The organism is Glutamicibacter sp. (assembly GCF_032154645.1).
Lineage (GTDB): Bacteria > Actinomycetota > Actinomycetes > Actinomycetales > Micrococcaceae > Glutamicibacter.
The window spans coordinates 152098-175876 of the sequence record NZ_JALDXV010000005.1; the positions used below are offsets into that span (position 1 = coordinate 152098).

Here is a 23779-nt window from a genome sequence, read left to right on the forward strand (position 1 = left end):
CATGTTTTTGACAATCGTTTCGTGAAAGATCACAAACGGCAGGTGCGGAACTCAATGCGCAGCGGGGCTAAAGCTCGATGCCGCCTTCGATCAAACTTGTCACCGAGCCACCGGTCCACAGCTGGTCGCCCAAAGAGTTGAAGTCGACGATTCCGCGATGCCCCATGACGCTGCCCTGCCGGTTGCTGAACGGCAGCGATGCACGACCATTGTCCACGAGCCATTGGGCGACTCCCGCGTTGAGGCTTCCGGTGACTGGGTCCTCGCGCAGTGCACCGTGGTTGAAATTGAACGCACGAATTTCAAAGCTTGCGGCTTCGCCCTCGGGCAGTGCGCCAACTACGCCGATTTTCCACTTCTGCCGGTGCTTTGAAGCATCGGGCTGCAATCCCAGCACCGTGTCAGCGCTGTCAAGCAGAACTGCACTCCACCCGGGACCGTTGTCTACCCACTGCGTGGCGAGGATCTGCTCTTGAACCACACCCAGTATTTCCCGCACTGCCTCGCGGCGTTCGTCGTCGAATTCCCCGGTGCGCTGCAGCGGCGGGGATACGAAACTGTAGTGGGATGCTTCGAATTTCACCGGAACCACCCCTGCCGTGCACTGGGCATGAATCTTGCCGTGCTCACGCGGGGTGCCGCCGCTAGCCAGCCAGGCATGGGCGGTACCCAAGGTTGGGTGGCCGGCAAAGGGAAACTCTGTTTCGCCCGAAAAAATGCGAAAGCGGTAATCTGCTTGGTCATCTTCGGGCGGCAGTACAAATGTCACTTCCGAAAGGTTGGACCAGCGGGAGTAGTCGCGCATTTGCTCATCGCTCAGCGACTGACCATCCAGCACAACCCCCAGGGGATTGCCCTTGTATGGGTGCTCGCTGAAGACATCGACCTGCATGAAGCGGCGTTTCACTGCGTGGATCCTCTCATCATTTGACGGCTCATGGAACGGCAAAACCCCGGCAAGCTCAATGCTTGCCGGGGTTGCACGGTTGGTCGGGCTAGCGGGATTCGAACCCACGGCCTCCTGACCCCCAGTCAGGCGCGCTACCAAGCTGCGCCATAGCCCGATGCCTTCGCAGCCGTTATCCCCAAGTCGTGAGAACCAAGGGTGCCGTCTGCGAAAAGCTCCTTCATTACCCTACACCAAGTCGGCAGGTAATTTCGAACTGCTAGCGTTTGCGTCCTCGGCGTTCGCGGATGCGCATCGATACCTCGATCGGGCTTCCCTCGAAACCAAAGGTCTCACGCAGGCGGCGGGTGATGAATCGGCGGTAGCCCGGATCCAGGAATCCTGTGGTGAACAGCACGAAGCGCGGCGGGCGGGCCGAAGCCTGGGTGCCGAACAGGATGCGGGGCTGCTTGCCGCCGCGCACCGGGTGCGGGTGTGCTGCGACGAGCTCGCCCAGGAAGGCGTTGAGCTTTCCGGTGGGGATGCGCTTGTCCCAGGATTCCAGCGACTTGTTCAACGCAGGGATCAGCTTGTCCTTGTGCCAGCCGGTCTTCGCTGAGATGTTCACGCGCGGCGCCCATTCGATGTGGGCAAGATCCAGGTCGATTTCCTGTTCCAGGTAGTAGCGTCGGTCCTCGTCCACCTCATCCCACTTGTTGTAGACGACGACCAGGGCGCGGCCGGCCTCGATGGCCAGCTGGATGATGCGCACGTCCTGTTCGGACACCTTCTCGTTGGCGGCCAGCAGCACCACTGCCACCTCTGCCTTTTCGAGGGCTGCCTGGGTGCGCAGGGATGCGTAGTAGTCCGAGCCCACAGCCATGTGCTGGCGGCGGCGGATGCCGGCGGTGTCAACAAAGCGCCAGATTTCCCCGCCCAGTTCGATCAGCTCGTCCACCGGGTCGCGGGTGGTGCCTGCATAGTCGTCGACGACCACGCGCTCGGAGCCTGCCAGCTTGTTCAACAGCGAGCTCTTGCCCACGTTTGGACGTCCGATCAGTGCGATGCGGCGCGGTCCGCCCGAAGGGATCAGACCACCATAGGCGGAGTGCTCGGGCAGCTTTTCCATGACGGCGTCCAATAGGTCGGCGGCGCCGCGGCCGTGCAGGGCCGAAACCGGCCATGGCTGGCCGAAGCCCAGGCCCCAGAGCACCGCTGCTTCTGCTTCCTGGTTGAAGTCGTCCACCTTGTTGGCCACGAGGAAGACGGGCTTGCCCTTCTTGCGCAGCATCTTGACCACTGCCTCATCGGTGGCGGTGGCGCCCACGTGGGCGTCGACCACGAAGAGGATCGCGTCGGCTACATCGGCGGCGATTTCAGCCTGGTCCGCCACTGAGGCGTGGATGCCCTTGGCGTCGTGCTCCCAGCCGCCGGTGTCAACGATGGTGAAGGGGCGTCCCATCCACTCGGCGGAGTAGGACACGCGGTCGCGGGTCACGCCCGGGGTGTCTTCCACCACTGCCTCGCGGCGGCCGATGATGCGGTTGACCAGGGTGGACTTGCCGACGTTCGGGCGTCCGATGACAGCGAGCACCGGAGGGATGACGACGTCTGCGTCATCGTCGGCAAACTCGTCGAGGCCCGCGAGCAGCGCCGCGTCGTCCTCGTCCAGATCGTAGTCGTCCAAGCCGGAGAGCAGTGCCTGCGTGCGGATGGCTGCATCCTCATCGCTCAGTTCGGCAAGGCGCTCGGCGATATCGTCGTCTCCAACGGGGATGTAGTCCTCGTCGTGGGTGGAGTTGTTTTCGCTCATGATTTTCCCTTCACAGCGATTGTCATCTTCATCGGCTCCCGCCGAGGATGGGCACCAGCTCGTGGCTAGTTTTTCTTAGCCGCCTGCACTGCGTCAAGCACTGCGGCGATGGTCTGTTCAAAGTCGAGGTCCGAGGAATCGACGGTCATCACGCCGTCGGCCGCTTCGGTGAAGTTCACGACGGTGGAGTCCTTGGCGTCGCGGGCGAGCACCTGGGCTTCAAGCTGCGCATCGTTCTGGGTGCCACCCAGTTGCAGGCCGCGGCGGCGCAGGCGCGCCTCCTCCGAGGCCGTGAGCAGGATGCGGGCGTCGGCGTCCGGGGCGACCACGGTGGTGATGTCGCGGCCCTCGGCGACGATGCGCGCATTAGCGGCGATGATCTCCTGTTGGCGGCGCACCAGTTCGGCGCGGGCGTCCAGGTTGGTGGCCACGGCGGAGACGTTCTGCGAGATGCGCGGTTCGCGGATGGCCGCAGTGACGTCCTGGCCGGCGATGGTGACCAGCTCGGCATCGGGGTCCACCGAAATGTTCAGCTGTGCGTCGCGCACCGCCTGGGCTACCGCCGCCGCGTCGTCCAGGTCGGTTCCGTCGGCCAGCACCGAGAAGGTGATGGCGCGGTACATGGCGCCGGTATCAAGGTAGGCGGCGTTCAGGGTGCGGGCCACCGCCTTGGAAACCGATGACTTGCCCGAACCGCTGGGTCCGTCAATTGCTACTACGATGCGGCCGTTCTCTACGCTGCTCACTGGGCAACCTTCCATCCGTTGAAAGTCAGTACGTTAATTAGTTCGTCGCGCCGTCCGGGGACGACCGAAACATCTACCAGTCCGACCTGGTGGCCGGCGGAGTGCTCCATGCGCAAATCTTCGATGTTGATGCCGGCCTGGCCGATCTGCGCCAGCAGGGCGGCGATCTGGCCCGGCTTGTCGTCGATCACGACGGTGACCAGGGCAAAGGCCTGCGGCGGGGCGCCGTGCTTGCCCGGGATGCGGGCCTTGCCTGCATTGCCCTCGGTCATCAGCTGGGAAAGATCAAGCAGGGCCCCTGGTTCGTCGGGGTGCTGCAGCGTGTTGATCAGCCGGTCCAGGTCTTCCTTCATGCCTGTCAGGATCGGCACCAGGGCCTTGGCATTGTGGGAGAAGATCTGGATCCACAGCTTCTCATCGCTGGCCGCGATGCGCGTGGTGTCGCGCAGCCCGTTGCCTGCAAGCGCCAGCTGGTGTGCCTGGGCGTTCAGCAGCCGGGAGGCGATCATGGAGCTGGCGGCCTGCGGGAAGTGACTGATCAGTGCGACGGATTCGTCGTGCTCGGTGACGCTCATGCGGTGCATGGTGGCGCCCAGGTCGATGGCCAGGGCTTCGGCGACCTTCACCCGTTCGGCCGAGGCGTTCTCATGCGCGCAGATCACCCACGGCATGGCGGTGAACAGCTCCCCCCGCGCCGCGGCAGGGCCGGACTTTTCGCGTCCTGCCATCGGGTGGGTGCCCACGTAGCGTGAAGTTTGCTCCGCACCCAGGCGCGGGTCTGCCAGCACCGCATGAAGGATCGATCCCTTGACGCTGGCGATGTCAACGACGGTGGCATTCGGGTAGGCCAGCAGCGCATCGGCCACCAGGGCGGCGGTGACATCCGGCGGCGCGCCGATCACCACCAGCTCCGGGGCGATCTTCGCGTCGTCCAACACCACGCCGGCGCCGATGTCCTGGGCTACGCCCTGGGCGGTCGGCGAAATGTCCTGCAGGTAGACGCCCACGCCCTTGGCGCGCAGGCCAAGTCCGATGGAGGTGCCCAGCAGGCCGGTGCCGATGACCAGCACCGGTCCGGCGAGATGTGAAGTTGCCATGCGAATTACATTCCTACCATTTTCATCAGGTGCCCGACTTCCTGGTTGCCCAGGGAGCGGATGGTGCCCTGCTTCTGATCTCCGAGCTGGATCGGACCGATGGCCACGCGCACCAGGCGCTGGACCGGGTGGCCGACCGCGTCGAACATGCGGCGCACGATGCGGTTGCGGCCCGAATGCAGGGTGACCTCCACCATGACGTGCTTCGGGGACTGGTCGATCAGCTTGAAGTCGTCGACCTTGATCCAGCCGTCTTCCAGCTTGATGCCGTCGCGCAGCTGCTTGCCCACCGAACGCGGCAGCGGGCCGGGAACCTGCACCAGGTAGGTCTTGGGGACCTCGTACTTGGGGTGCTGCAGGCGGTTGGCCAGCTCCCCGTCGTTGGTCAGGATCAGCAGGCCCTCGGTCTTGTAGTCCAGGCGTCCGACGTGGAACAGGCGCTGGGAGTGGTGCTCGTTCTTGAAGTAGTCGGCGATGGTGCGGCGGCCCTCAGGGTCCTCCATCGTGCACATCACGTGCTTCGGCTTGTTCAGGACGTAGTAGCGGGTGGCCTTGTTCAGCTGGATGCGCATGCCGTCGACGTGGATCGAGTCTCGTTCAGGGTCCACGCGGCTGCCCAGCTCCACCACCAGGTTGCCGTTGACCTCGACGCGGCCTTCAAGGATCATCTCCTCGCAGACGCGGCGCGAAGCGACCCCGGCGTTGGCCATGGCCTTCTGCAGGCGGATGCCGTCCTGCGACTCGCCGAATTGTGCGCGGTTTGCCTGGCTTTCGGCGCGGGCCTGGGCGCGGGCGCGCTGGGTTGGTCGGGCGTAGTTGGTCGGCACCGAATTGCCGTAACGCTCCTTGGAGAAGGCGCGCTCTGAATTCTTGCGCACCGCCGAGGTGTTGCGCTTGGCCGAGCCGCCGGCAGACTTTGCACCGCCGGAATTTGCACCGCCGGTGGACTTGCCGTAGGGCTTTGAGTCGACCGACTTGCCGTAGGGCTTGGCCGTGCCGGAACCCGGGCGGCCAGGCTTGGAGCCAAATGACTTGCCGCCGGCGGACTTGCCACCGGACGGTTTGCCGCCCTGGCCGCCGCGGCCGCCAGCGCTCTTGCCACCGAAGTTCGAATTATTGCCGCGTGGGGTGCGGCCGGAGGAAGATCCCCTGCTCATGCTAAACATGTCCCTTGCTGTTACGTGTTCGCGAGTTCCTTGACCCGGTGCGGGCAGTACTCTGCGTTGGTCCTTGAAGCGGCGCTGCGTTGCGGCGCCGCTTAGTCGTCGTAGGTTGCCGAATCCAACGATTCGAGGTCCGCCACTCCCGGCAGATACGGGGACAGCGCAGGCAACTCGTCCAGCGAGCCCAATCCCAGTCGTTCCAGGAAGTATTCGGTGGTCTGGTACAGCGTTGCGCCGCCATCGCCCATTTCCGGATACTCGGTAATCAATCCGCGGGTGAGCAGTGTGCGCACCACCGAATCAACGTTGACACCTCGAATCGCCGAAATACGTCCACGCGAGACCGGCTGTCGGTAAGCGATGACAGCCAGGGTTTCTAGGGCGGCCTGTGATAGGCGTGCTGTTTGCCCGTCGAGCACATAACTGGAGACGAAATCGGCATAATCGGCCCGCGAATAGAAGCGCCACCCGGAGGCGACGCGACGCAGTTCAAATCCCCGCGGTCGATCCTTACTATCATACTCGGTCGCCAGCTTCTCCAAGGCGGCGGCCACCCGGGCCGCTGGGACATCGAAGATCTGCGCCAAACGGGCCGAAGATACGGGGGAATCGGCGACCATCAGCACCGCTTCCAACCCCGATTCAAGCCCGCCGGGGAGCTGATCTATGGGTGCAATCTCACTCATGATTCCCCTCACCGTTGCCCGCGTCATAGTCGTCCTGCACCGCTTGGGCGTCGAAATCCGACTCCCCCGCCAGTGAAATCTGCAGCGCGCCCAGCGGATGCTCCTGCTCGAACGCGATCACCTTTTGTCTGAACATCTCCAGCAGCGCCAGGAAACGCACGACGACGACCAGGTGTTCTGTCGCATCTGTCACCAGCGCCGAAAATTCCATGGCGCCGTGCGCCGCAAGCATGCCTGCAATGGCCTGAGCCTCAGCGGCGATGGTGACGTTCGCTCCGTGCAGGTGGCCCAGCCCGACCTCGGTCTGCGGCTCGGGCCTGGGCTCCAGCGCCTTGGCGGCGATCTGGGCGAAACGCTCGGGCCCGATGCTGAAGATCAGTTCCGGCAGCAGCGCCGCGAACTCCGGCTCCAGCGCCACTTCGCGCGGCCGGCGGGACCCCTCGGATTCGTAGCGTTCGCCCAAAAACTCCGCCGCGGTCTTGAATGCCTTGTATTGGAGCAATCGCGCAAAGAGCAGGTCCCTGGCTTCGAGTAGTTCAAAGTCTTCCTCGTCGGCCATCTCGCCGCGCGGCAGCAGCCTTGCGGCTTTCAGGTCCAGCAGCGTGGAGGCAACCACCAGAAACTCTGTGGTTTCATCCAGCACCTTCATTCCATCCGCGCCCTCGGCCAGGCTGCTTGCCTGCAGTTCGCGAAGATACGCGATGAACTCGTCGGTGACCTCAGCCAACGGCACCTCGGTGATGTCCAGCTCGCGTTTGGTGATCAGGTGCAGCAGCACATCGAACGGGCCGTTGAAATTTGCCAAGGCAAGGCGAAAACCGCCAGCCGATTCCCCGTCCCCGTTTTCTGCGGGTTCATCGGGCGAATCGATGGCGGTTTGCACGCTGTGTTCTTCGCTGAGCGTCGAGCTCATTACGGGGCGCCACCGCGCCAAATCAATTCTCGCGCCAGGCTGCGGTACGCGTCCGCCCCGGGGTGGTTTGCGGCATAGGTGGTGATTGGTTCGGCGGCGACGTTGGCGTCGGCGAACTTGATGGTTCGCTTGATGACGGTCTCGAAGAGCTTGTCACCGAAGGCTTCATCCAGGCGGGTGATGACCTCGCGGCTGTGCAGGGTGCGCGGGTCGTACATGGTGGCAAGGACACCGTCGAGCTCCAACACCTGGTTCAACCGGTCCTTGACCTTGTCGATGGTTTCCATCAGCAGGGCCACCGCACGCAGTGCAAAGAATTCTGCGGTCAGTGGGATGATCACGCCGTGGGCTGCGGTCAGCGCGTTAATGGTCAGCAGGCCTAGGGAAGGCTGGCAGTCGATGAGAACGACGTCGTAGTCGTCGATGACATTGCGCAGCTCACGTTCCAGCACCTGCTCGCGGGCCACCTCGTTGACCAGCTGCACCTCAGCTGCCGACAGGTCGATGTTTGCTGGCAGCAGGTCGATGTTCTCGACGTCGGTGTGCAAGATGGCGTCGGTGATCTTCACGTTGCGGTCCATCAACACGTTGTAGACGGTCATGTCCATTTCGTGGGGATTGGTGCCGAAGCCTGCGGACAATGCACCCTGAGGGTCGAAGTCGACCAGCAGCACCTTACGACCGTATTCGGCGAGTGCCGCGGCGAGGTTGATGGTGGAGGTGGTCTTGCCCACGCCGCCCTTTTGATTCACCATGGCGATCACTCGCGCCGGGCCGTGGGACGGCAGCGGGGCCGGGACGGGAAATTCTGATAACGGTTTGCCCGTGGGACCTAAGGGACGCGGCTCCTTGAGCATTCCCGCGCCGCGGACCTTGCTTCCCTGTTCCTCGCTCACGATGGGTCAACCACACTTCCCGTTGATTTCAAGACGAAACTCTGAGCTCAGCGCTCCGTTAAAGATTATCTTCCGGCACCGACTTTAACGATTTTTTGTCCGCTTTGACGGCGAGCCTTTACCTTGAACCTTAACTCAAACGTTGTATGGAAGCTGGATGATTTCTTCGCCCCAGCATCAAGCTTCGCGCCAGGTCTCCGCGTCGATATTCTGCTCCGTTGCATGGTCGAAGGCCAGCGGCAGGAGCTGGAGAACAGATGTCCTTTGCAGTCCCTGGCCCGTGGCGGTGATGATCTGGATCTCGGGGTAGTTATCCGTCAAAACCTGCCGGCACCTGCCGCAGGGGTTCTTCACTCCCCTGCCGTTGTTTCCCACGGCGACGATGACTTGCGGCGATTGGGCGCCAGCGGCCCGAGCGGCGCCCAGTGCGACCAGCTCAGCGCAGGGTCCACCGGTGAAGTGGTAGAGATTCACCCCCACGTGAATTACGCCGTTTTCATCGCGCAGCGCGCAACCCATGGTGTGCGCCCCGTCCCCGAGCTGATCCGCGTCGGTCGATGCGTCAATGACTTGGCGGGCGCGCTGCACCAATTGTTCATCGGCGGCGCTTAACCTTTCAGAACCACCGGCTGGATCGCGACGTTCGAGGTGAGCATCGTCTGTCTTGGGGTCATGTTCATCGGTGGGCTCTGCTAGATTTCCTACCCATCGCAGCCATGCGGGGGCAATGAGCCCTGCGAGCAGCTCATATCCGGCATCCTGTGGATGCGCCCCATCGTCGGCCGCGACTTCGCGCCGCCACAGCGGATGGTCCACCAGCGACGCGTAAACACTGACGTACGTAATCCCATGCTGCGCTGCTTCGGCGGCCAGGACCGCGTCAAGCCGCTCAATGTCCGCGTTCACTTCGTCGTCGGATACCGGCGGCGGGCCGACCATCAGCGTCGGCCACCCCGAGCCCAGGGCCTCGGCAAAAATGCGGCGGGCATTGATACGCCGCTCTTCCGGCGCCACCCTCGGGTGTCCTTGGATTCGTACCACGTCGTTGACACCCCAGGAGAGGACAAGGCCCGGAACATAGCGGTCGGCAGGCAGCCGTGCAGAGCATTCTTCGCGCAGCCGCCGCGCGATCAGCTCGCTGGTGTCCCCGCGCACGCCGAGGTTGTATCCGGTGAGTTGGTGGCCCCGCGCAATTGCGGCTTCTACCAGCCTGCCCATCCATCCACGGTGCGGCCGGTCTCCCACGCCGGCGACGAACGAGTCGCCGACAAAGCACACTCGAAGATCCGCATTTGCCTGCCCCATCTAAGATCCTTTCTCGGGTGTCGCCGCAACTGGGCCACAGGACCCAAGCATATGCCGGTCTACCTGCTCGGGCCTCGGCGCTCGCCTTAAATGGGCGATCCGCCCCCGAACCCAGAAAATGGTCGGGGCGGATCGTTGGGTAGTGCCTTGACTAGTGCATGCTCTCTTCGAGCATTGATTCGTCGAATGGTCGTTCGCCGGACAGTACCGCCTTGGCCTGGTCCAGGTCCACCTCGTGGACCCACTTGCCGATCAACAGGGTGGCTACGGCGTTACCGGTGAAGTTGGTCAGCGCGCGGGCTTCGGACATGAACTTGTCGATACCGACGATGACACCCATGCCGCCGAGCAGTTCGGGGCGGTGCGCCTGGAGTCCCGCGGCCAGAGTGGCCAGGCCGGCTCCGGTCACGCCTGCCGCGCCCTTGGAAGCGATGATCATGAAGACCAACAGGCCGATCTGCTCACCGAGGTTCATCGGCATGTCCATCGCGGTGGAGACGAATAGCGCAGACATGGTCAGGTAAATCGCGGTGCCGTCGAGGTTGAAGGAATAGCCGGTGGGAACAGTAATGCCCACGACAGGCTTGGACACGCCAACGTGTTCCATCTTTGCGATCAGGCGCGGCAGTGCGGTCTCGGAGGAGGAAGTGGAGAAGATCAGCAGGTATTCGCGAGCCAGGTACTTCAGCAGCGAGAAGATGTTCAGGCCGGTGACCACCCGCAACAGGGTTCCAAGCACGACGATGATGAAGATGCAGCAGGTCAGGTAGAAGGCGCCCATCAATATTGCCATCGAGCCAATCGCAGCCCAACCGGTGGCGCCGACGACGGCGGCGATGGCGCCAAAGGCACCCAGCGGGGCGACCCACATGATCATCATCATGATGCGGAAGACGACCTTCTGAACGCACTGGACGGCAAACAGCACCGGTTCGCCGGACTTGCCCATGCCCTGCAGCGCGAATCCGACAAGCAGCGCTACCACCAGGGTCGGCAGGACCGGGATATCCCCAGGGATCAACGACATGAAGAACTCGACAGTAGCGCTGGCGGCCTTCGGCTTATTCGGATCATAGGGCTGCAGATCCAGACCCTCGCCCGGGTGGATGATGTTGCCGACGATCAAACCCAGCGTCAGGGCAAAGGTTGACATGGTCAGGAAGTACAACAGCGCCAGTCCACCAACCTTGCCCACGGTGGCGGCCTTCGCGATGGAACCGATGCCAAGCACGATGGTGCAGAAAATGACAGGCGCGATGATCATCTTAATCAGTGCGACGAATCCGTCGCCCAGGGGCTTCATTGCGATGCCCGCCTTCGGCGCCATCAGGCCGAGAGCCGCACCAAGGACCACCGCGGCAATCACCGAAATGTAGAGCCAGTGGGTCTTGTCCTTCTTCTTTGCCGGAGACGGCGTGGGATTATCGAGCTGTTCGGTGAGGGCCATGGGTTCAACCAACCTTGTGAGTGTTCTTCCGCGCGGCATCATCGCCGCGCCGGTGGTGGATAAGATCGTCAAATCCATGGTGCTCCTTCAGGTGATGTTCATCTCCTTTGCGTTCATATTGGTCATGCACCGCTTAGGATCGGCAGCTGCGCGGCTGGATACTGGTGGTGCACAGGCAGTCAGAAAGGCAAGGGCATTGAGCGATCACTTCCTCGACGACAGGTCGACGGCGGCCGGAAACGACCCGGCCCCGCTCTCCCGCGACGGCTGGTCGTTGGCCCTACTGATCTTCATCGGACAAATGCTGGTGCTGCTGCTGTTGATCACCGGGCTGGGCTTCGCCGCCTACCAGCAGCAGAACAAGGTGATCCTCGCCGACCGCCAGTCCACCGTCGCCGCCATCACCGTCACACTGGCCAACGACCCGTTCGTTGCAGCGGCGCTGGATGCAGAGCATCCCACCGAACAGCTGCAGCCCTATGTCCAGAAAATTATGGACCGCGCCGCGTCGGTGGATTTCATCACCATCATGACGCCCGACGCCATCCGCGTCACCCACCCCGATCCTGCGCAGATCGGAAAGAAGTACATCGGCTCCACCGCCCAGGCCTTGGCCGGCGCCACCTACAACGAGCAGGCTTCGGGGACGCTGGGCAGCTCGGTGCGCACCATCGCCCCGGTGCATAGAAACGGCGAACTGGTAGGCATGGTGTCCACCGGCTTCACGATGCACAATCTGCAGCTGATCTACCGCAGCGAATTGCCGCAGCTGCTGCTGTTCTCCGCCCTGGCGCTGCTGCTGGCGGGTTTTACCTCTTGGCTGTTCTCCCGCTATGTCAACCAGGCAACACTGGGTTTCGGGCCTGCGGGGCTGCGTCGGCTCTACGCGTTTTACTTTTCCGCCCTGCACTCGGTGCAGGAGGGACTGGTGCTGCTTGACCGCAAGCACCGCATCGTGCTCTACAACGAGGAAGCTGCCCGGCTGCTGCAGCTGCCCGAACAGGTGCCCGCCGAGGGGCTGGACGTGCAGCAGGTGCCCCTACCGGCGACCCTGCAAGAGCTGATGCGCACCGGGCGCAGCTGCAAGGACGAAATCCACCTGGGGATGAATACCGTGCTCTCGGTCTCCCAGTCCCCTGCCCGCTTGACCACCGCGAAGCTGCCTCGCCGCGGCAGGACGCGCTTTCACTGGTTCGGCACCGCCCCGTTGACCGGACAGGTGCTCACCCTGCGGGATCTGACCGAGGTGCAGGAACTGGCGGGCGAGGTGCGCTCCCTGAAAACCTTCTCCACCGCCCTGCGAGCGCAGACCCATGAACATGCAAATCGGCTGCACACCATCGCCGCGCTGATTGAAAACGGCAAGTCAGATCTGGCACTTGAATTTGCGGTGGATGACAGGCAGCACTCGCAACAGCTCACCGACGCGATCGTGCACAGCATCGACGACGTCTACCTTTCAAGCCTTCTGGTGGCCAAGGCGGCGCAGGCTCACGAACGCGGGGTGCGCCTGGATATCAGCGCCCAGGGGGTACTCCCCAACCATGCGTTCCACGCCACCGATCTGGTGACCATCGTCGGCAACCTACTGGACAACGCCCTGGACGTGTCGGTGGGCACCGCGGACGCCACCGTCTGGGTGGAGGTCAATGCGTTGGATGACGAGCTGATGATTTCGGTGGCAGACTCGGGCCCCGGCATCGAACCTGAATTTCTGGAGAATCTGCTGCGTCTCGGGGTGAGCACCAAGGCGGGCGTTATTCCCCGCGGCCTGGGACTGGCGCTGGTGCAGCAGGCGGTGCTGCGCCTGGGTGGCACAATGAATGTTGACAATGACGCGGGGGCGATCTTCACCGTCAGCCTGCCGATGCCACGTGACGGCGGGGATGGAAGGGATTCATGAGCACCGTTGATTCCGAAAGGCCGATCAAGGTCCTGGTGGTGGACGACGAACCGGGCACCGCCGCCGCGCACTCCGCCTATGTCGACCGCGTTCCCGGATTCCGGGTGGTGGCCGCGGCGCAGAACGGCCAGCAAGCACTGCAGATTTTGGCCGACGCCCAGGGGTCCGGTGAGCCCATCGATCTGGTGCTGCTGGATATGACGCTGCCGGATCTGCACGGGATCGACGTGGCAAAACGGATGCGCGGGCGCGGACTGACCACCGACATCATCGCCATCACCGCCGTGCGCGATCTTGGCGTGGTGCGCTCCGCCGTGGCCACCGGGATCACCCAGTACCTGATCAAGCCCTTCAGCTTTGCGGTGTTCGCCGAAAAACTCGAAAACCACCGCCGCTTTATTTCAAGCATGCAGTCCACCGGGCCCGACCCCAGCCAGGCCGCCCTTGACCACGCGTTTTCAGCACTGCGCAGCACGAGTGCTTCCGGTGCCCTGCCCAAGGGCCTGATCGCGCAAACCCTGAACGCCATCGACGAATTCCTCACCGCCAACAAGGAGCAGGCCTATTCGGCCACGGAACTTGCCGCGGCGTTGGGCATGTCGAGGGTGACCGCACGCCGCTATCTGGAGCACCTGGCCGAAGGCCAACGTGCCCTCAAACAGCCCCGGCATGGAACGCGCGGCCGCCCCGAATACGAGTACCGCGCCCGCACCTAGATGTGGCTCACATGCCCGCCAGCTTGTATTAACCCGATGTACTGCGCATGATGGCAGTTATGAGCGAATACGCGCCCCACGAGGGGGAAGCCCACGACCAGTCAAGCGTTGGACAGAAGCTCAACTGGCTGCGGGCAGGGGTGCTGGGGGCAAATGACGGCATCGTCTCGGTAGCCGGCGTCGTGGTCGGCGTCGCCGCCGCCACCCCGGAGAACATCCCGGCGATCGCCACCGCCGGCGTGGCGGCGCTGGTCGCGGGCGCCTTCTCCATGGCCGGCGGCGAGTACGTCTCGGTCAGCACCCAGCGCGACACCGAAAAGGCGATGATCGACAGGGAAATCACCGAGCTGCGCGAACAGCCCGCCGAAGAGCTGGAAGAACTTGCAGGGTTCTACCGCGAACGCGGCCTGTCCGAACATCTGGCGCAGCAGGTAGCCAAGGAGCTCACCGCCCACGACGCGCTGGCGGCGCATGCAGAAGTTGAGCTGGGCATCGACCCGGACGACCTGACCAGCCCCATGGGTGCGGCGCTCTCGTCCTTCATCGCCTTCACCATCGGTGCGGCCATCCCGCTGCTCATGGTGATCCTTCCCTTCGGCCGGCCCATCGTCAACACCGCCATCGCGGTGGTGCTGGGGTTGTTCTTGACCGGGTGGATCAGCGCGAGCCTGGGCAGGGCACCCAAGGCGCCGGCGGTGGTGCGCAATGTGATCATGGGCAGCGCCACCATGGCCGCCACCTATCTGATCGGCCTGCTCTTCGGCGTCGCCGTCTCCTAACCGCCCGGACGCAGCACCGGAAGCAGCGCCTGGATCACCGAGGCATCCTCAATGGTTGAGGGCACCACATAGTCCTGCCCATCGGCGATCTGCCGCATGGTCTTGCGCAGGATTTTGCCCGAACGGGTCTTCGGCAGCCCCTCCACCACACTCACCTCGCGGAAGTCGGCTACCGGGCCGATGTGCTGGCGCACCATGGCGATGATTTCTGCACGCAGCTGCTCCTCGGGAATCTGCACACCGGACTTCAGCACCACGAACCCCGCCGGGCGCTGCCCCTTGAGCTCATCTGCCAGTCCGATCACCGCGCACTCTGCCACGGCACCGTGGCTGGCCAGTACCTGTTCCATGGCCCCGGTGGACAGCCGGTGCCCGGACACATTGATCACGTCGTCGGTGCGCCCCATCACGAACAAATACCCGTCCTCGTCCATGAACCCCGAATCTCCGGTGAGGTAGTAGCCGGGGATCTGGCTCAGGTAGGTGTCGATGAACCGCTGGTCATTGCCCCACAACGTACTCAAGGCTCCCGGCGGCAGCGGCAGCTTGACCACGATGTTGCCTTCGGCCCCGACAGGAAGCGGTTCGCCCACAGCGTCGCGGATCTGCACGTCGAACCCCGGCACCGGCGTGGTGGGGCTGCCGGCCTTGGCGGGCAGCTGCTCAAGTCCCAGCGGGTTGGCGGCGATCGGCCATCCGGTCTCGGTCTGCCACCAGTTGTCCACCACCGGCACCCCTAACAGCGCCGAGGCAAAATGATAGGTGTCAGGGTCCAGGCGCTCGCCGGCCACGAACAGCGCCCGCAGCGAACTTAGATCGTGGCTGGTGAACAGCTCGCCGCCGGGGTCTGCCTTGCGCACCGCACGCAGGGCGGTGGGTGCGGTGAACATCGTGGTGACCTTGTGCTCTTCGATGATGCGTCCGAACACCCCGGCATCCGGGGTGCCTACAGGCTTCCCTTCGTAGAGCACGGTGGTCGCCCCCGCGATCAACGGTCCGTAGACGATGTATGAGTGCCCGACCACCCAGCCCACGTCGCTGGCGGTGAACATGACGTCTCCGGCATGTACGTCGTAGACGGCGTTCATGGAGAACTGCAGGGCGGTGCCGTAGCCGCCGGTATCCCGCACCACACCCTTGGGCGCCCCGGTGGTCCCGGAGGTATACAGCACGTAGAGCGGATGGGCGGAGGGCACGGGAACCGGGTCCGCCGGTGCAGCAACGGCAGCCAGCTGCTCCCAGCTGAGCCAGTTGACCGCTGCGCCGTTGAAGCTTCGGCCGTCGTATTCATGCAGGTCATGGTCGAAACCCTCGCGGTGGGCGACGATGACATCCCTGACCGCAGGCTGCGCGAGCCGCAGGGCGTCGGCCACCGCGGGCAGGTACTCGACCCTGCGCGTAGGTTCGATGCCGCCCGAGGCGGTGACGATCACCGTTGGTGTGCAGTCGGTGATGCGGGCTGCCAGTTCCTTGGGAGCGAACCCGCCGAAGACCACCGAGTGCACGACGCCGAGTCTAGCGCAGGCAAGCATGGCAATGGCTGCCTGCGGGATCATCGGCAGGTAGATCAGCACCCTGTCGCCGGTCTTCACCCCGCGCCCCGCAAGCACACCGGCGAAGCGCGCCACTTCTTCGAGCAGTTGGGCGTAGCTGAATTTCTGTACGCTGCCAAGCATTGCCGAATCGTAGATCAGCGCCGTCTGCTCTCCACGCCCGGCGGCGACATGTCGGTCCAAGGCGTTGACCGAGAGATTGAGACTGCCATCGGGAAACCAGGTGTACAGCGGCGCACGCGACTCATCCACAGCGCGCCTTGGCTCCTGCTCCCACTGAAGTTCTCCGGCTGCCTGCAGCCAGAACTCCGATGGGTATTCCGTGGCCCGGGCAAAGGCCCTGCGGTATTCCTGCGCCATGATCTTCCCTCCCGCAGGCGAGGTGCCTGCACGCGTGAACAGTAGCTCCAGCCTATGACTCGCATCACATCAATACAACACCTTTGTATACACACTTGGGAGATTTTTGGAGATTTACCGGGAGGCTTCCCCAAAATTTGGAAATTATGTATACACTCGTCCTATGAGAGCGAGCGACAAGGTCTACGAAACCCTGCGCACCGAGATCGTCGAATGGCGGCTGGTCCCAGGCACCGTGCTGGCCGAGGTCGAACAGTCTGAACGACTCGGCGTGTCACGCACACCGGTGCGTGAAGCGCTGGCCCGGCTGGTTGCCGACGGGCTGGCAGTAGCCCAGCGCGGACGTGGCGTCGTCGTCTCCGAGGTCAGCAAGGACCACCTGGAAGACCTGTTCGTCCTGCGACGAGTCCTTGAATGCGAGAGCGCAAAACTGGCGGCCGCCTCAACCCAGAGCGCAGAATTCACCGCCCTGGCCCGCGCCTTCGATGAGGCAAGCAGCGATGGCGCCCACCCCGACGCCGCCAGCGGCTACTACCAGCTGGTCTCCCGGCTGGACCAGTCGATCGATCGGGCGGCCAACAATGCCTATCTCTCCGCAGCGCTGCGCAACCTGCGCGTTCACCTGCAGCGGGTGCGCCGGCTCGCCCAGGACAATCCGGAGCGGCTGCGCTCCTCGGCCCGCGAACATGCGGCCATCGCCTGGGCCATCGCCGCCAAGAACCCCGATCTGGCCGCGGCGGCCACCACGGTGCATCTTCACCAATCTTTGACACACATCAAGAACTACACCCTCACCACCGAAAGGCAGCACCCATGATCAACCATCCAGTGCGCGTTTACCGCTCCGAAGAAAACCTGGCGCGCGAGGACCAGCTGGCGCACAAGATCGCCGTCGTCGCCGCAGACCCCGTCGAGGTCACCGACGAGGTCCGCGAGATGATCATCAACCGCATCATCGACAACGCGTCCGTAGCCATCGCCTCACTGAACCGCGCCCCGATCATCGCCGCCCGAGCCCAGGCACTGGCCCATGCCCCTTCCACCGGCGGCGCCGGCGCCCACGTCTTCGGCATCAGCCAGAAGGTCTCCCCCGAATGGGCCGCCTGGGCCAACGGCGTGGCGGTGCGCGAGCTTGACTACCACGACACCTTCCTAGCCGCCGAATACTCCCACCCGGGCGACAACATTCCGCCGATCCTCGCCGTGGCCCAGCACACCGGCGCCTCGGGCCGCGATCTGATCCGCGGCATCGCCACCGGCTACGAGATCCAGGTGGACCTGGTTAAGGCTATCAGCCTGCACAAGCACAAGATCGACCACGTCGCCCACCTGGGCCCATCGGCCGCCGCCGGCATCGGAACCCTGCTCGGGCTGGATGTTGAAACCATTTTCCAGTCAGTGGGCCAGGGCCTGCACACCACCACCGCCACCCGGCAGTCGCGCAAGGGCGAAATCTCCACCTGGAAGGCCCACGCACCGGCCTTCGCAGGCAAGTTGGCCATCGAGGCCGCCGACCGCGCCATGCGCGGACAGACCTCGCCGGTCCCGATCTATGAGGGCGAAGACGGCGTCATCGCCTGGATGCTCGACGGCCCGAGCGCCTACTACGAGGTGCCGCTGCCGGAAGCCGGCGAAGCCAAGCGCGCCATCCTGGACACCTACACCAAGGAGCATTCGGCCGAGTACCAGGCTCAGGCGTGGATCGATCTGGCACGCAAGCTGAACGCCCAGCATCCGGAGGCCACAGACCCGAAGAACGTGGCATCGGTGCTGATCAAGACCAGCCACCACACCCACTACGTCATCGGCTCCGGCGCCAACGACCCTCAGAAGTACGATCCGACCGCCAGCCGCGAGACCCTGGACCACTCGATCCCGTACATCTTCACCGTCGCACTGCAGGACGGCGCCTGGCACCATGTGGACTCCTACGCGCCGGAACGCGCCGGCCGCGCGGACACCGTCGAGCTGTGGCACAAGGTCACCACCCAGGAAGATCCCGAGTGGACGCGCCGCTACCATTCGCTGGACATCAGCGAAAAGGCCTTCGGCGGCAGCGTGGAAATCACGCTGAACGACGGCACCGTGATCACCGATGAGATTGCCGTGGCCGACGCCCACCCGCTCGGCGCCCGCCCGTTTGCCCGCGAACAGTACGTCAACAAGTTCCGCACCCTGGCCGCCGGCCTGGTGGAAGAGGCGGAGATCGAACGTTTCATCGCCGCCGCAGAGAACCTTGAGAACCTGGCCGCCGGCGAGCTGGACCAGCTGAACATCACCGCCGCACCGGGCGTCATCGACCTGGCCAGCGCCCCCAAGGGACTGTTCTAAATGCTGTATTCGACCCTTTCGCCTGCGGCCAAGCGCCAGGCACTGCGTGACATGCTCGTCCCCGGCGCCGCACGCCAGTTCCCCGGGGCATTCAACCCGCTGTCGGCAAAGCTGATCGGCGAAAAGAACTTCGACGGCATCTACATCTCCGGCGCCGTCCTGGCCAATGAACTGGGCCTGCCGGATATCGGGCTGACCTCGCTGACCGAGGTCGCCACCCGCGCCGGGCAGATCGCGCGCATGAGCGACCTGCCGTCCATCGTGGACGCAGACACCGGATTCGGGGAACCGATGAACGTGGCCCGCACCATTCAGGAACTTGAATACGCCGGCCTCGCGGGCTGCCACATCGAAGACCAGTACAACCCGAAGCGGTGTGGGCATTTGGACGGGAAAAATGTGGTGGACACCGACACCATGCTCAAGCGCATCGCCGCCGCGGCCGACGCCCGCATCGACGAAAATTTCCTGATCATGGCGCGCACCGACATCCGCGCCATCGAGGGCCTCGATTCGGCCATCGACCGGGCTAAGGCCATGGTGGATGCCGGTGCGGACGCCATCTTCCCCGAGGCGATGAAGGACATCTACGAGTTCGAAGCCGTCTGCAAGGCCGTAGATGTACCGGTGCTGGCGAATATGACCGAGTTCGGCAAGTCCGAGCTGTTCACCCGGGCGCAGCTGGCCGATGCAGGCGTCGCGATGATCATCTACCCGGTCACCCTGCTGCGCAGCGCCATGGGTGCTGCCGAGCGAGTGCTCGACGCGATCAGCGCAGACGGCACCCAGGAGCGTGAAGTGGATAACATGTTAACCAGGTCACGGTTGTACGAGCTGGTGGACTACGAGGCCTACAACCGCTTTGACACGGGAATCTTCAATTTCCAGGTCCCCACCCTAGATATTGGATCCAATAACGCAAACCTCTAGGCAGCACGCGAAAGCTGCAGCATAACGAACCCTGGGACTCCCGGCCAACGACAGGCGGCCGGGAGTCCCAGGGAACCATAAGTTTGAGTCAACGAAGAGGAGAACGAGCATGAGTACCGAGGACATCAAGAAGGGCCTTGCAGGAGTCGTCGTCGACTACACCGCCATTTCAAAGGTCAACCCAGAGACCAATTCGCTGCTGTACCGCGGCTACCCGGTGCAGGATCTGGCCGCGTCTGTGCCATTCGAAGAGGTTGCACTGCTGCTGTGGCACGGCGAGCTGCCGACGCAGAGCCAGCTCACCGAATTCTGCGCTTTCGAGCGTGCCAACCGTTCCCTCGATCCGGCAGTCAAGGCGGCCATCGACCTGCTGCCTGCAGACTGCCACCCGATGGATGTGGCGCGTACCGCCGTCTCGGTGATCGGAGCGAACCACCCGGAGTCGGAAAACTCCTCCCCCGAGGCCGAGCTGCTCAAGGCCAAGGAGCTGTTTGCCGCGTTCCCCGCCGTCGTCGCCTATGACCAGCGCCGCCGCCGCGGCCTTGAGCTGGTGCCCGCGCGCGAAGACCTCGACTACTCGGCGAACTTCCTGTGGATGACCTTCGGCGAGGAGGCCGCGCCAGAGGTGATCGACGCCTTCCGCGTGTCGATGGTGCTCTACGCCGAGCACTCGTTTAATGCGTCGACCTTCACCGCCCGCGTGATCACCTCGACCCTTTCCGACCTTCATTCGGCCGTTACCGGGGCCATCGGCGCGCTCAAGGGGCCGCTGCACGGCGGCGCCAACGAGGCGGTCATGCACACCTTCACCGAGATCGGCATCGACAAGGACGAATCCCGCGAAGATGCCGCGGCTCGCGCCAAGGCCTGGATGGAGGAAGCACTGGCCGCAAAGAAGAAGGTCATGGGCTTTGGCCACCGCGTTTACAAGCACGGAGATTCTCGGGTGCCGACGATGAAGGCGGCGCTGGACAAGATGATCGAACACTACGGCCGTCAGGAGATCCTCGGGCTCTACGACGGTCTGGAGACAGCCATGGACGAGGCAAAGAGCATCAAGCCAAACCTCGACTACCCGGCGGGACCCACCTACCATCTAATGGGTTTCGACACTGAGATGTTCACCCCGCTATTCATCGCCTCGCGCATCACCGGGTGGACTGCCCACATCATGGAGCAGAGGGCAAGCAACGCACTGATCCGCCCGCTCTCCGCATACAACGGACCGGAGCAGCGCTCGCTCTAATTGCCACGTCTCAACTATGGAGGCACCGCCGTGGGCGGTGCCTCCATTAGTGCCCAAAAACGGAAAACCCTATGGATTGGCACGGCATTAAGCTATCGTTTAACGATAGAAACGTTCTGTAACACGATAGGAGCTGCGCCATGGGTCGAGCATCAGTGGCAGCCTTGCGCATCGTCTTGGCAATAGTTCTAGCGGGCACACTCTTCGTGCAGCTGGTCATGATTCCGATGATTCTGCTCAATTCAGATTCCGGTGCCGGCGCGGATCGGCTGATTGAATCATCGTTCCTGGCATACCTTTTCCTCGCCGGGTTGATCATTGAAACCTGCGTCTTCTGCGTCTGGAAATTAGCGACCCGGGTGGCCCGAGGCACGGTATTCGACAGCGCCTCGTACAAATACGTTGCGCCGATCATCATTGCTATCGCGGTCGGCGCAGTGGCGACGTTCGGTTTTGCCGCAGTCCTTGCCGCAAGTACGGACATCGCCCCCGGAATCGTCCTGCTTTTCGGCGGAATGGGGGTCTTGATGGTCGGCGTCAGCACCATCGTGTTGGTCCTTCGACAGCTGCTGATCCAGGCCACCGCCACCCAGGCACAGGCAGCCCAGATGCGCGACGAGCTGGGTACGGTGATCTAATGGCTATTCGCGTGGATATCGATGTCATGCTGGCACGGCGAAAGATGGCGGTTGGGGAACTAGCCCAACGCGTCGGGATTACCCCGGCAAACCTCGCCGTGCTGAAAAACGGTAGGGCCAAGGCCGTCCGTTTCACCACCTTGCAAGCGCTTTGCGAGGTGCTGGAATGCCAGCCCGGGGATCTGTTGCTCTACGAACCGGACGATCCTAGCGAGCACACGGATGACCTCACTTCGTCAACTACGACCAGTCGCTGAATTGAACCTGCTGCACGCCGAGGTTGTCCTCGGCCATGACGACCGTGGCGGTAAAACGCTCGCCCTCGATGATGCGCGGCAGCCAGTGGTCCGCGTCCTGCCACATCTTCTGCAGCGGAAGCTCCTTCACGTTGAACCATTGCACCTCCAGCTCGGTACTCGTCCGTGCATCCCCTCTGAACTCGGAGGTTAGGTACACCTCGCAGTCCATATCCGAGGCAGGGCGTGCGGGAAAACGAAACAGCACGGTGGCGCGGTGCTCGAGTTGCTCCGAAGACACAAGCAACGAGGTTTCTTCGGCCAGCTCGCGTGCTGCCGCCTGCCGAGAACTCTCACCCGATTCAACCTTCCCGCCGGGGGCGACAACATTGCCTTTCCCGAAGCCCGTCAGTTTTCGTCCCAGCAAAACTTCTTGTTCGCCAGCAGCTTCTCGAAGAATAAGGGTCAAAACAACGGCTCGCGGTGCAGCGGGGTTTTCACTCATGAGGCTAGTTTACGCGCGGGTGCGCCAGCTGATAGGCCTCGCGCAGGGAGTCCACGCTGACCTTGGTGTAGATCTGCGTGGTGGTCACCGAAGCATGGCCAAGTAGCTCCTGTACGACGCGGACGTCCGCTCCGCCTTCCAGCAGGTGCGTGGCGAATGAATGCCGCAGCGTATGCGGCGATACTTCGGTGGCGATGCCCGCCTGGGCCGCTGCCTTGGACAGGATCAGCCAGACGGACTGGCGCGAGAGTCTTCCGCCACGCTGGTTCAAGAACAGGGCAGGGGTGCCTTTGCCCTTGGTCGCAAGGCCGGGGCGGGAGCGCACCAGGTAGTCGCTCAGTGCACGCTGCGCATAGCTGCCTACCGGCACCACACGCTCTTTGGATCCCTTGCCGAAGAGCCTTACCACCGCGTCGTCGGTGAAATGCAGATCATCGACGTCGAGTCCTACGACTTCCGAAATGCGCGCACCCGTGGAGTACAAGAACTCCAGGATGGCCCTGTCGCGCAGGCCGGATGGCGTTTCAAGTGAAATCGACTCAAGTATGCGGGTGACTTCAGCGATCGAAATCGCTTTGGGTAGCGACTGGCCGACCGCCGGCGGCTGCACTTCCCTTGCAGGACTGGGGGTGCAGATTCCCTCAAGCTCCCAGTATTTGTGCAGCTGCCGGATGGCCACGGTATGTCGTGCCACGGACCGGGCTCCCAAGGCAGGATGCTCGTCCTCTCCCCTAGCGAGCTGCTGCAGGTAGCCGTTGATGAGACCTTCGGTAATCTGGGGCGGGGCGGCCACGCCGGCGGCGGATAGCCCCTCAAGGTAGCGGGTGAGATCGCGGCGGTAGGAGGCCAGTGTATTTTCGGCCAGGCCTCGTTCGATTCCAAGGTGCTGCAGGTAGCGCCGCAGGGCCGTACTCAGTGCATCGTTCATCGTGCGTTGTCGGCTGCTATCCGCGCAGTCCCGGCTGGGCATCGAATGGTTCGTCCGCCGATCGCAGGGTTTCGTAGTTCACTGCACGAGCGGCCTGGGCCGCCAGCAGCCCCACCGCGGCCGCTGGGTTGTGGATTTTCCCGGCGAGGATTTGGGCCACCGCCTCGTCCAAGGGCACCCATGCGGTGATCATCTCGGCCTCTTCATCGGTTCGGATGTGGCGTTCTTCGTCCGACACCAGTTGCACGCCACGGGCAAGATAGATCCTGATCGCTTCCGAGGAGGATCCAGGGCTTAGGAAGACGTCGGTCAGCACCGACCAGTGCTCGGCGGTACGATCCGCTTCTTCCCATAGCTCACGCTTGGCGGCTTCGAGCGGCGGCTCACCCGCGACGTCAAGCAGGCCGGCAGGTAGTTCCCACAGACGCATGGCCACCGGATGGCGGTATTGGTTCACCATGAGAACTCGGTCATCGTCGTCCATCACGAGCACGCAAACGGCACCGGGATGGTTGATGTAGTCGCGATCGATGCGCGAATTCTCCGAGAGCTGCACTGTATCGTGCAAAACGTTCCAGATCCGGCCCTGATATACAGTCTCCCGGGCAACGAGTTCTCGGTTCGAAAACTCATCGGCAATCGGCTGGTTCTTCACTTGCACGCCCTTCGACTTACTTTTTGTATTGGCTACTCCAAGCTTAA

At 63.4% G+C, this 23779-nt stretch carries 23 protein-coding genes and 1 tRNA gene; 9 read left to right on the top strand and 15 right to left on the bottom strand.

Annotated elements, in window-relative coordinates; all coding sequences use genetic code 11:
* Positions 1-67: 67 nt before the first annotated feature.
* From RUH64_RS06680 to RUH64_RS06730, 11 genes are all read right to left on the bottom strand, one after another.
* Positions 68-1015: a PhzF family phenazine biosynthesis protein gene (locus RUH64_RS06680; RefSeq protein ID WP_313812287.1), complete on the bottom strand. Its 948-nt coding sequence runs from the start codon at positions 1013-1015 to the stop codon at positions 68-70.
* Positions 988-1064, bottom strand: a tRNA-Pro gene (locus RUH64_RS06685). The genes RUH64_RS06680 and RUH64_RS06685 overlap by 28 nt, the downstream gene beginning before the upstream one ends.
* Positions 1065-1166: 102 nt before the next feature.
* Entirely contained in the window at positions 1167-2699 is a 1533-nt protein-coding gene (der, locus tag RUH64_RS06690) for a ribosome biogenesis GTPase Der (protein WP_313812289.1), read from the bottom strand.
* A 65-nt stretch (positions 2700-2764) separates the two neighbouring features.
* Positions 2765-3445 (bottom strand): (d)CMP kinase, encoded by a 681-nt coding sequence (gene cmk, locus RUH64_RS06695; protein ID WP_313812291.1) that lies wholly within the window; start codon positions 3443-3445, stop codon positions 2765-2767.
* The gene (locus tag RUH64_RS06700; protein ID WP_313812293.1) at positions 3442-4542 is read right to left on the bottom strand and encodes a prephenate dehydrogenase; all 1101 of its coding nucleotides are present in this window, start codon (positions 4540-4542) and stop codon (positions 3442-3444) included. The genes cmk and RUH64_RS06700 overlap by 4 nt, the downstream gene beginning before the upstream one ends.
* Before the next feature lie 5 nt (positions 4543-4547).
* Positions 4548-5699 carry a pseudouridine synthase gene (locus RUH64_RS06705; RefSeq protein WP_313812295.1) on the bottom strand — a complete coding sequence of 384 codons (1152 nt, stop codon included), beginning with the start codon at positions 5697-5699 and terminating at the stop codon, positions 4548-4550.
* Positions 5700-5800: 101 nt separating this feature from the next.
* A complete protein-coding gene (scpB, locus tag RUH64_RS06710; protein WP_313812296.1) occupies positions 5801-6391 on the bottom strand; it encodes an SMC-Scp complex subunit ScpB in 591 nt (196 codons plus the stop codon).
* A complete protein-coding gene (locus RUH64_RS06715) occupies positions 6384-7304 on the bottom strand; it encodes a segregation/condensation protein A (RefSeq protein WP_313812297.1) in 921 nt (306 codons plus the stop codon). Before RUH64_RS06715 ends, scpB begins: the two co-directional genes overlap by 8 nt.
* Complete coding sequence (locus RUH64_RS06720) at positions 7304-8200, bottom strand: ParA family protein (RefSeq protein ID WP_396275991.1); 897 nt, start codon at positions 8198-8200, stop codon at positions 7304-7306. The genes RUH64_RS06715 and RUH64_RS06720 overlap by 1 nt, the downstream gene beginning before the upstream one ends.
* A 177-nt stretch (positions 8201-8377) precedes the next feature.
* Positions 8378-9505 carry a GDSL-type esterase/lipase family protein gene (locus RUH64_RS06725; RefSeq protein WP_313812299.1) on the bottom strand — a complete coding sequence of 376 codons (1128 nt, stop codon included), beginning with the start codon at positions 9503-9505 and terminating at the stop codon, positions 8378-8380.
* Positions 9506-9656: 151 nt separating this feature from the next.
* Positions 9657-10952, bottom strand: coding sequence for a cation:dicarboxylate symporter family transporter (locus tag RUH64_RS06730; protein WP_313812300.1), 1296 nt, complete (start codon positions 10950-10952; stop codon positions 9657-9659).
* Here RUH64_RS06730 and RUH64_RS06735 point away from each other — a divergent pair.
* The 3 genes from RUH64_RS06735 to RUH64_RS06745 are packed head-to-tail and all read left to right on the top strand — an operon-like array spanning position 10951 to position 14350.
* Positions 10951-12855 (top strand): ATP-binding protein, encoded by a 1905-nt coding sequence (locus RUH64_RS06735; RefSeq protein ID WP_313812302.1) that lies wholly within the window; start codon positions 10951-10953, stop codon positions 12853-12855. The genes RUH64_RS06730 and RUH64_RS06735 overlap by 2 nt on opposite strands.
* Positions 12852-13571 carry a response regulator gene (locus RUH64_RS06740; RefSeq protein ID WP_313812304.1) on the top strand — a complete coding sequence of 240 codons (720 nt, stop codon included), beginning with the start codon at positions 12852-12854 and terminating at the stop codon, positions 13569-13571. The genes RUH64_RS06735 and RUH64_RS06740 overlap by 4 nt, the downstream gene beginning before the upstream one ends.
* A 59-nt stretch (positions 13572-13630) precedes the next feature.
* Entirely contained in the window at positions 13631-14350 is a 720-nt protein-coding gene (locus RUH64_RS06745; RefSeq protein ID WP_313812305.1) for a VIT family protein, read from the top strand.
* Here RUH64_RS06745 and RUH64_RS06750 read toward each other — a convergent pair.
* Positions 14347-16263, bottom strand: a complete 1917-nt coding sequence (locus RUH64_RS06750; protein WP_313812306.1) for an AMP-binding protein — start codon at positions 16261-16263, stop codon at positions 14347-14349. The genes RUH64_RS06745 and RUH64_RS06750 overlap by 4 nt on opposite strands.
* Positions 16264-16426: 163 nt before the next feature.
* On the opposite strand from RUH64_RS06750, the gene RUH64_RS06755 reads away from it, so the two are divergent.
* The 6 genes from RUH64_RS06755 to RUH64_RS06780 all read left to right on the top strand — a co-directional run bounded on the left by RUH64_RS06755 (position 16427) and on the right by RUH64_RS06780 (position 21665).
* Positions 16427-17080 (top strand): GntR family transcriptional regulator, encoded by a 654-nt coding sequence (locus RUH64_RS06755; protein ID WP_313812307.1) that lies wholly within the window; start codon positions 16427-16429, stop codon positions 17078-17080.
* Positions 17077-18594: an MmgE/PrpD family protein gene (locus tag RUH64_RS06760; protein WP_313812308.1), complete on the top strand. Its 1518-nt coding sequence runs from the start codon at positions 17077-17079 to the stop codon at positions 18592-18594. The genes RUH64_RS06755 and RUH64_RS06760 overlap by 4 nt, the downstream gene beginning before the upstream one ends.
* Entirely contained in the window at positions 18595-19524 is a 930-nt protein-coding gene (gene prpB / locus RUH64_RS06765; protein WP_313812309.1) for a methylisocitrate lyase, read from the top strand.
* A 109-nt stretch (positions 19525-19633) separates the two neighbouring features.
* Positions 19634-20770, top strand: coding sequence for a bifunctional 2-methylcitrate synthase/citrate synthase (locus tag RUH64_RS06770; RefSeq protein WP_313812311.1), 1137 nt, complete (start codon positions 19634-19636; stop codon positions 20768-20770).
* Positions 20771-20910: 140 nt separating this feature from the next.
* Complete coding sequence (locus tag RUH64_RS06775) at positions 20911-21408, top strand: DUF2975 domain-containing protein (RefSeq protein WP_313812312.1); 498 nt, start codon at positions 20911-20913, stop codon at positions 21406-21408.
* A complete protein-coding gene (locus RUH64_RS06780) occupies positions 21408-21665 on the top strand; it encodes a helix-turn-helix transcriptional regulator (RefSeq protein ID WP_313812314.1) in 258 nt (85 codons plus the stop codon). Before RUH64_RS06775 ends, RUH64_RS06780 begins: the two co-directional genes overlap by 1 nt.
* On the opposite strand, the gene RUH64_RS06785 is transcribed toward RUH64_RS06780, so the two are convergent.
* From RUH64_RS06785 to RUH64_RS06795, 3 genes are read right to left on the bottom strand one after another with little or no spacing between them, the layout of a single operon-like run.
* Positions 21649-22149: an NUDIX domain-containing protein gene (locus RUH64_RS06785; protein WP_313812315.1), complete on the bottom strand. Its 501-nt coding sequence runs from the start codon at positions 22147-22149 to the stop codon at positions 21649-21651. The genes RUH64_RS06780 and RUH64_RS06785 overlap by 17 nt on opposite strands.
* Before the next feature lie 4 nt (positions 22150-22153).
* Positions 22154-23077, bottom strand: a complete 924-nt coding sequence (gene xerD, locus RUH64_RS06790; RefSeq protein WP_313812316.1) for a site-specific tyrosine recombinase XerD — start codon at positions 23075-23077, stop codon at positions 22154-22156.
* 16 nt (positions 23078-23093) lie between these two features.
* Complete coding sequence (locus RUH64_RS06795; protein WP_313812317.1) at positions 23094-23732, bottom strand: NUDIX hydrolase; 639 nt, start codon at positions 23730-23732, stop codon at positions 23094-23096.
* Positions 23733-23779 lie beyond the last annotated feature (47 nt).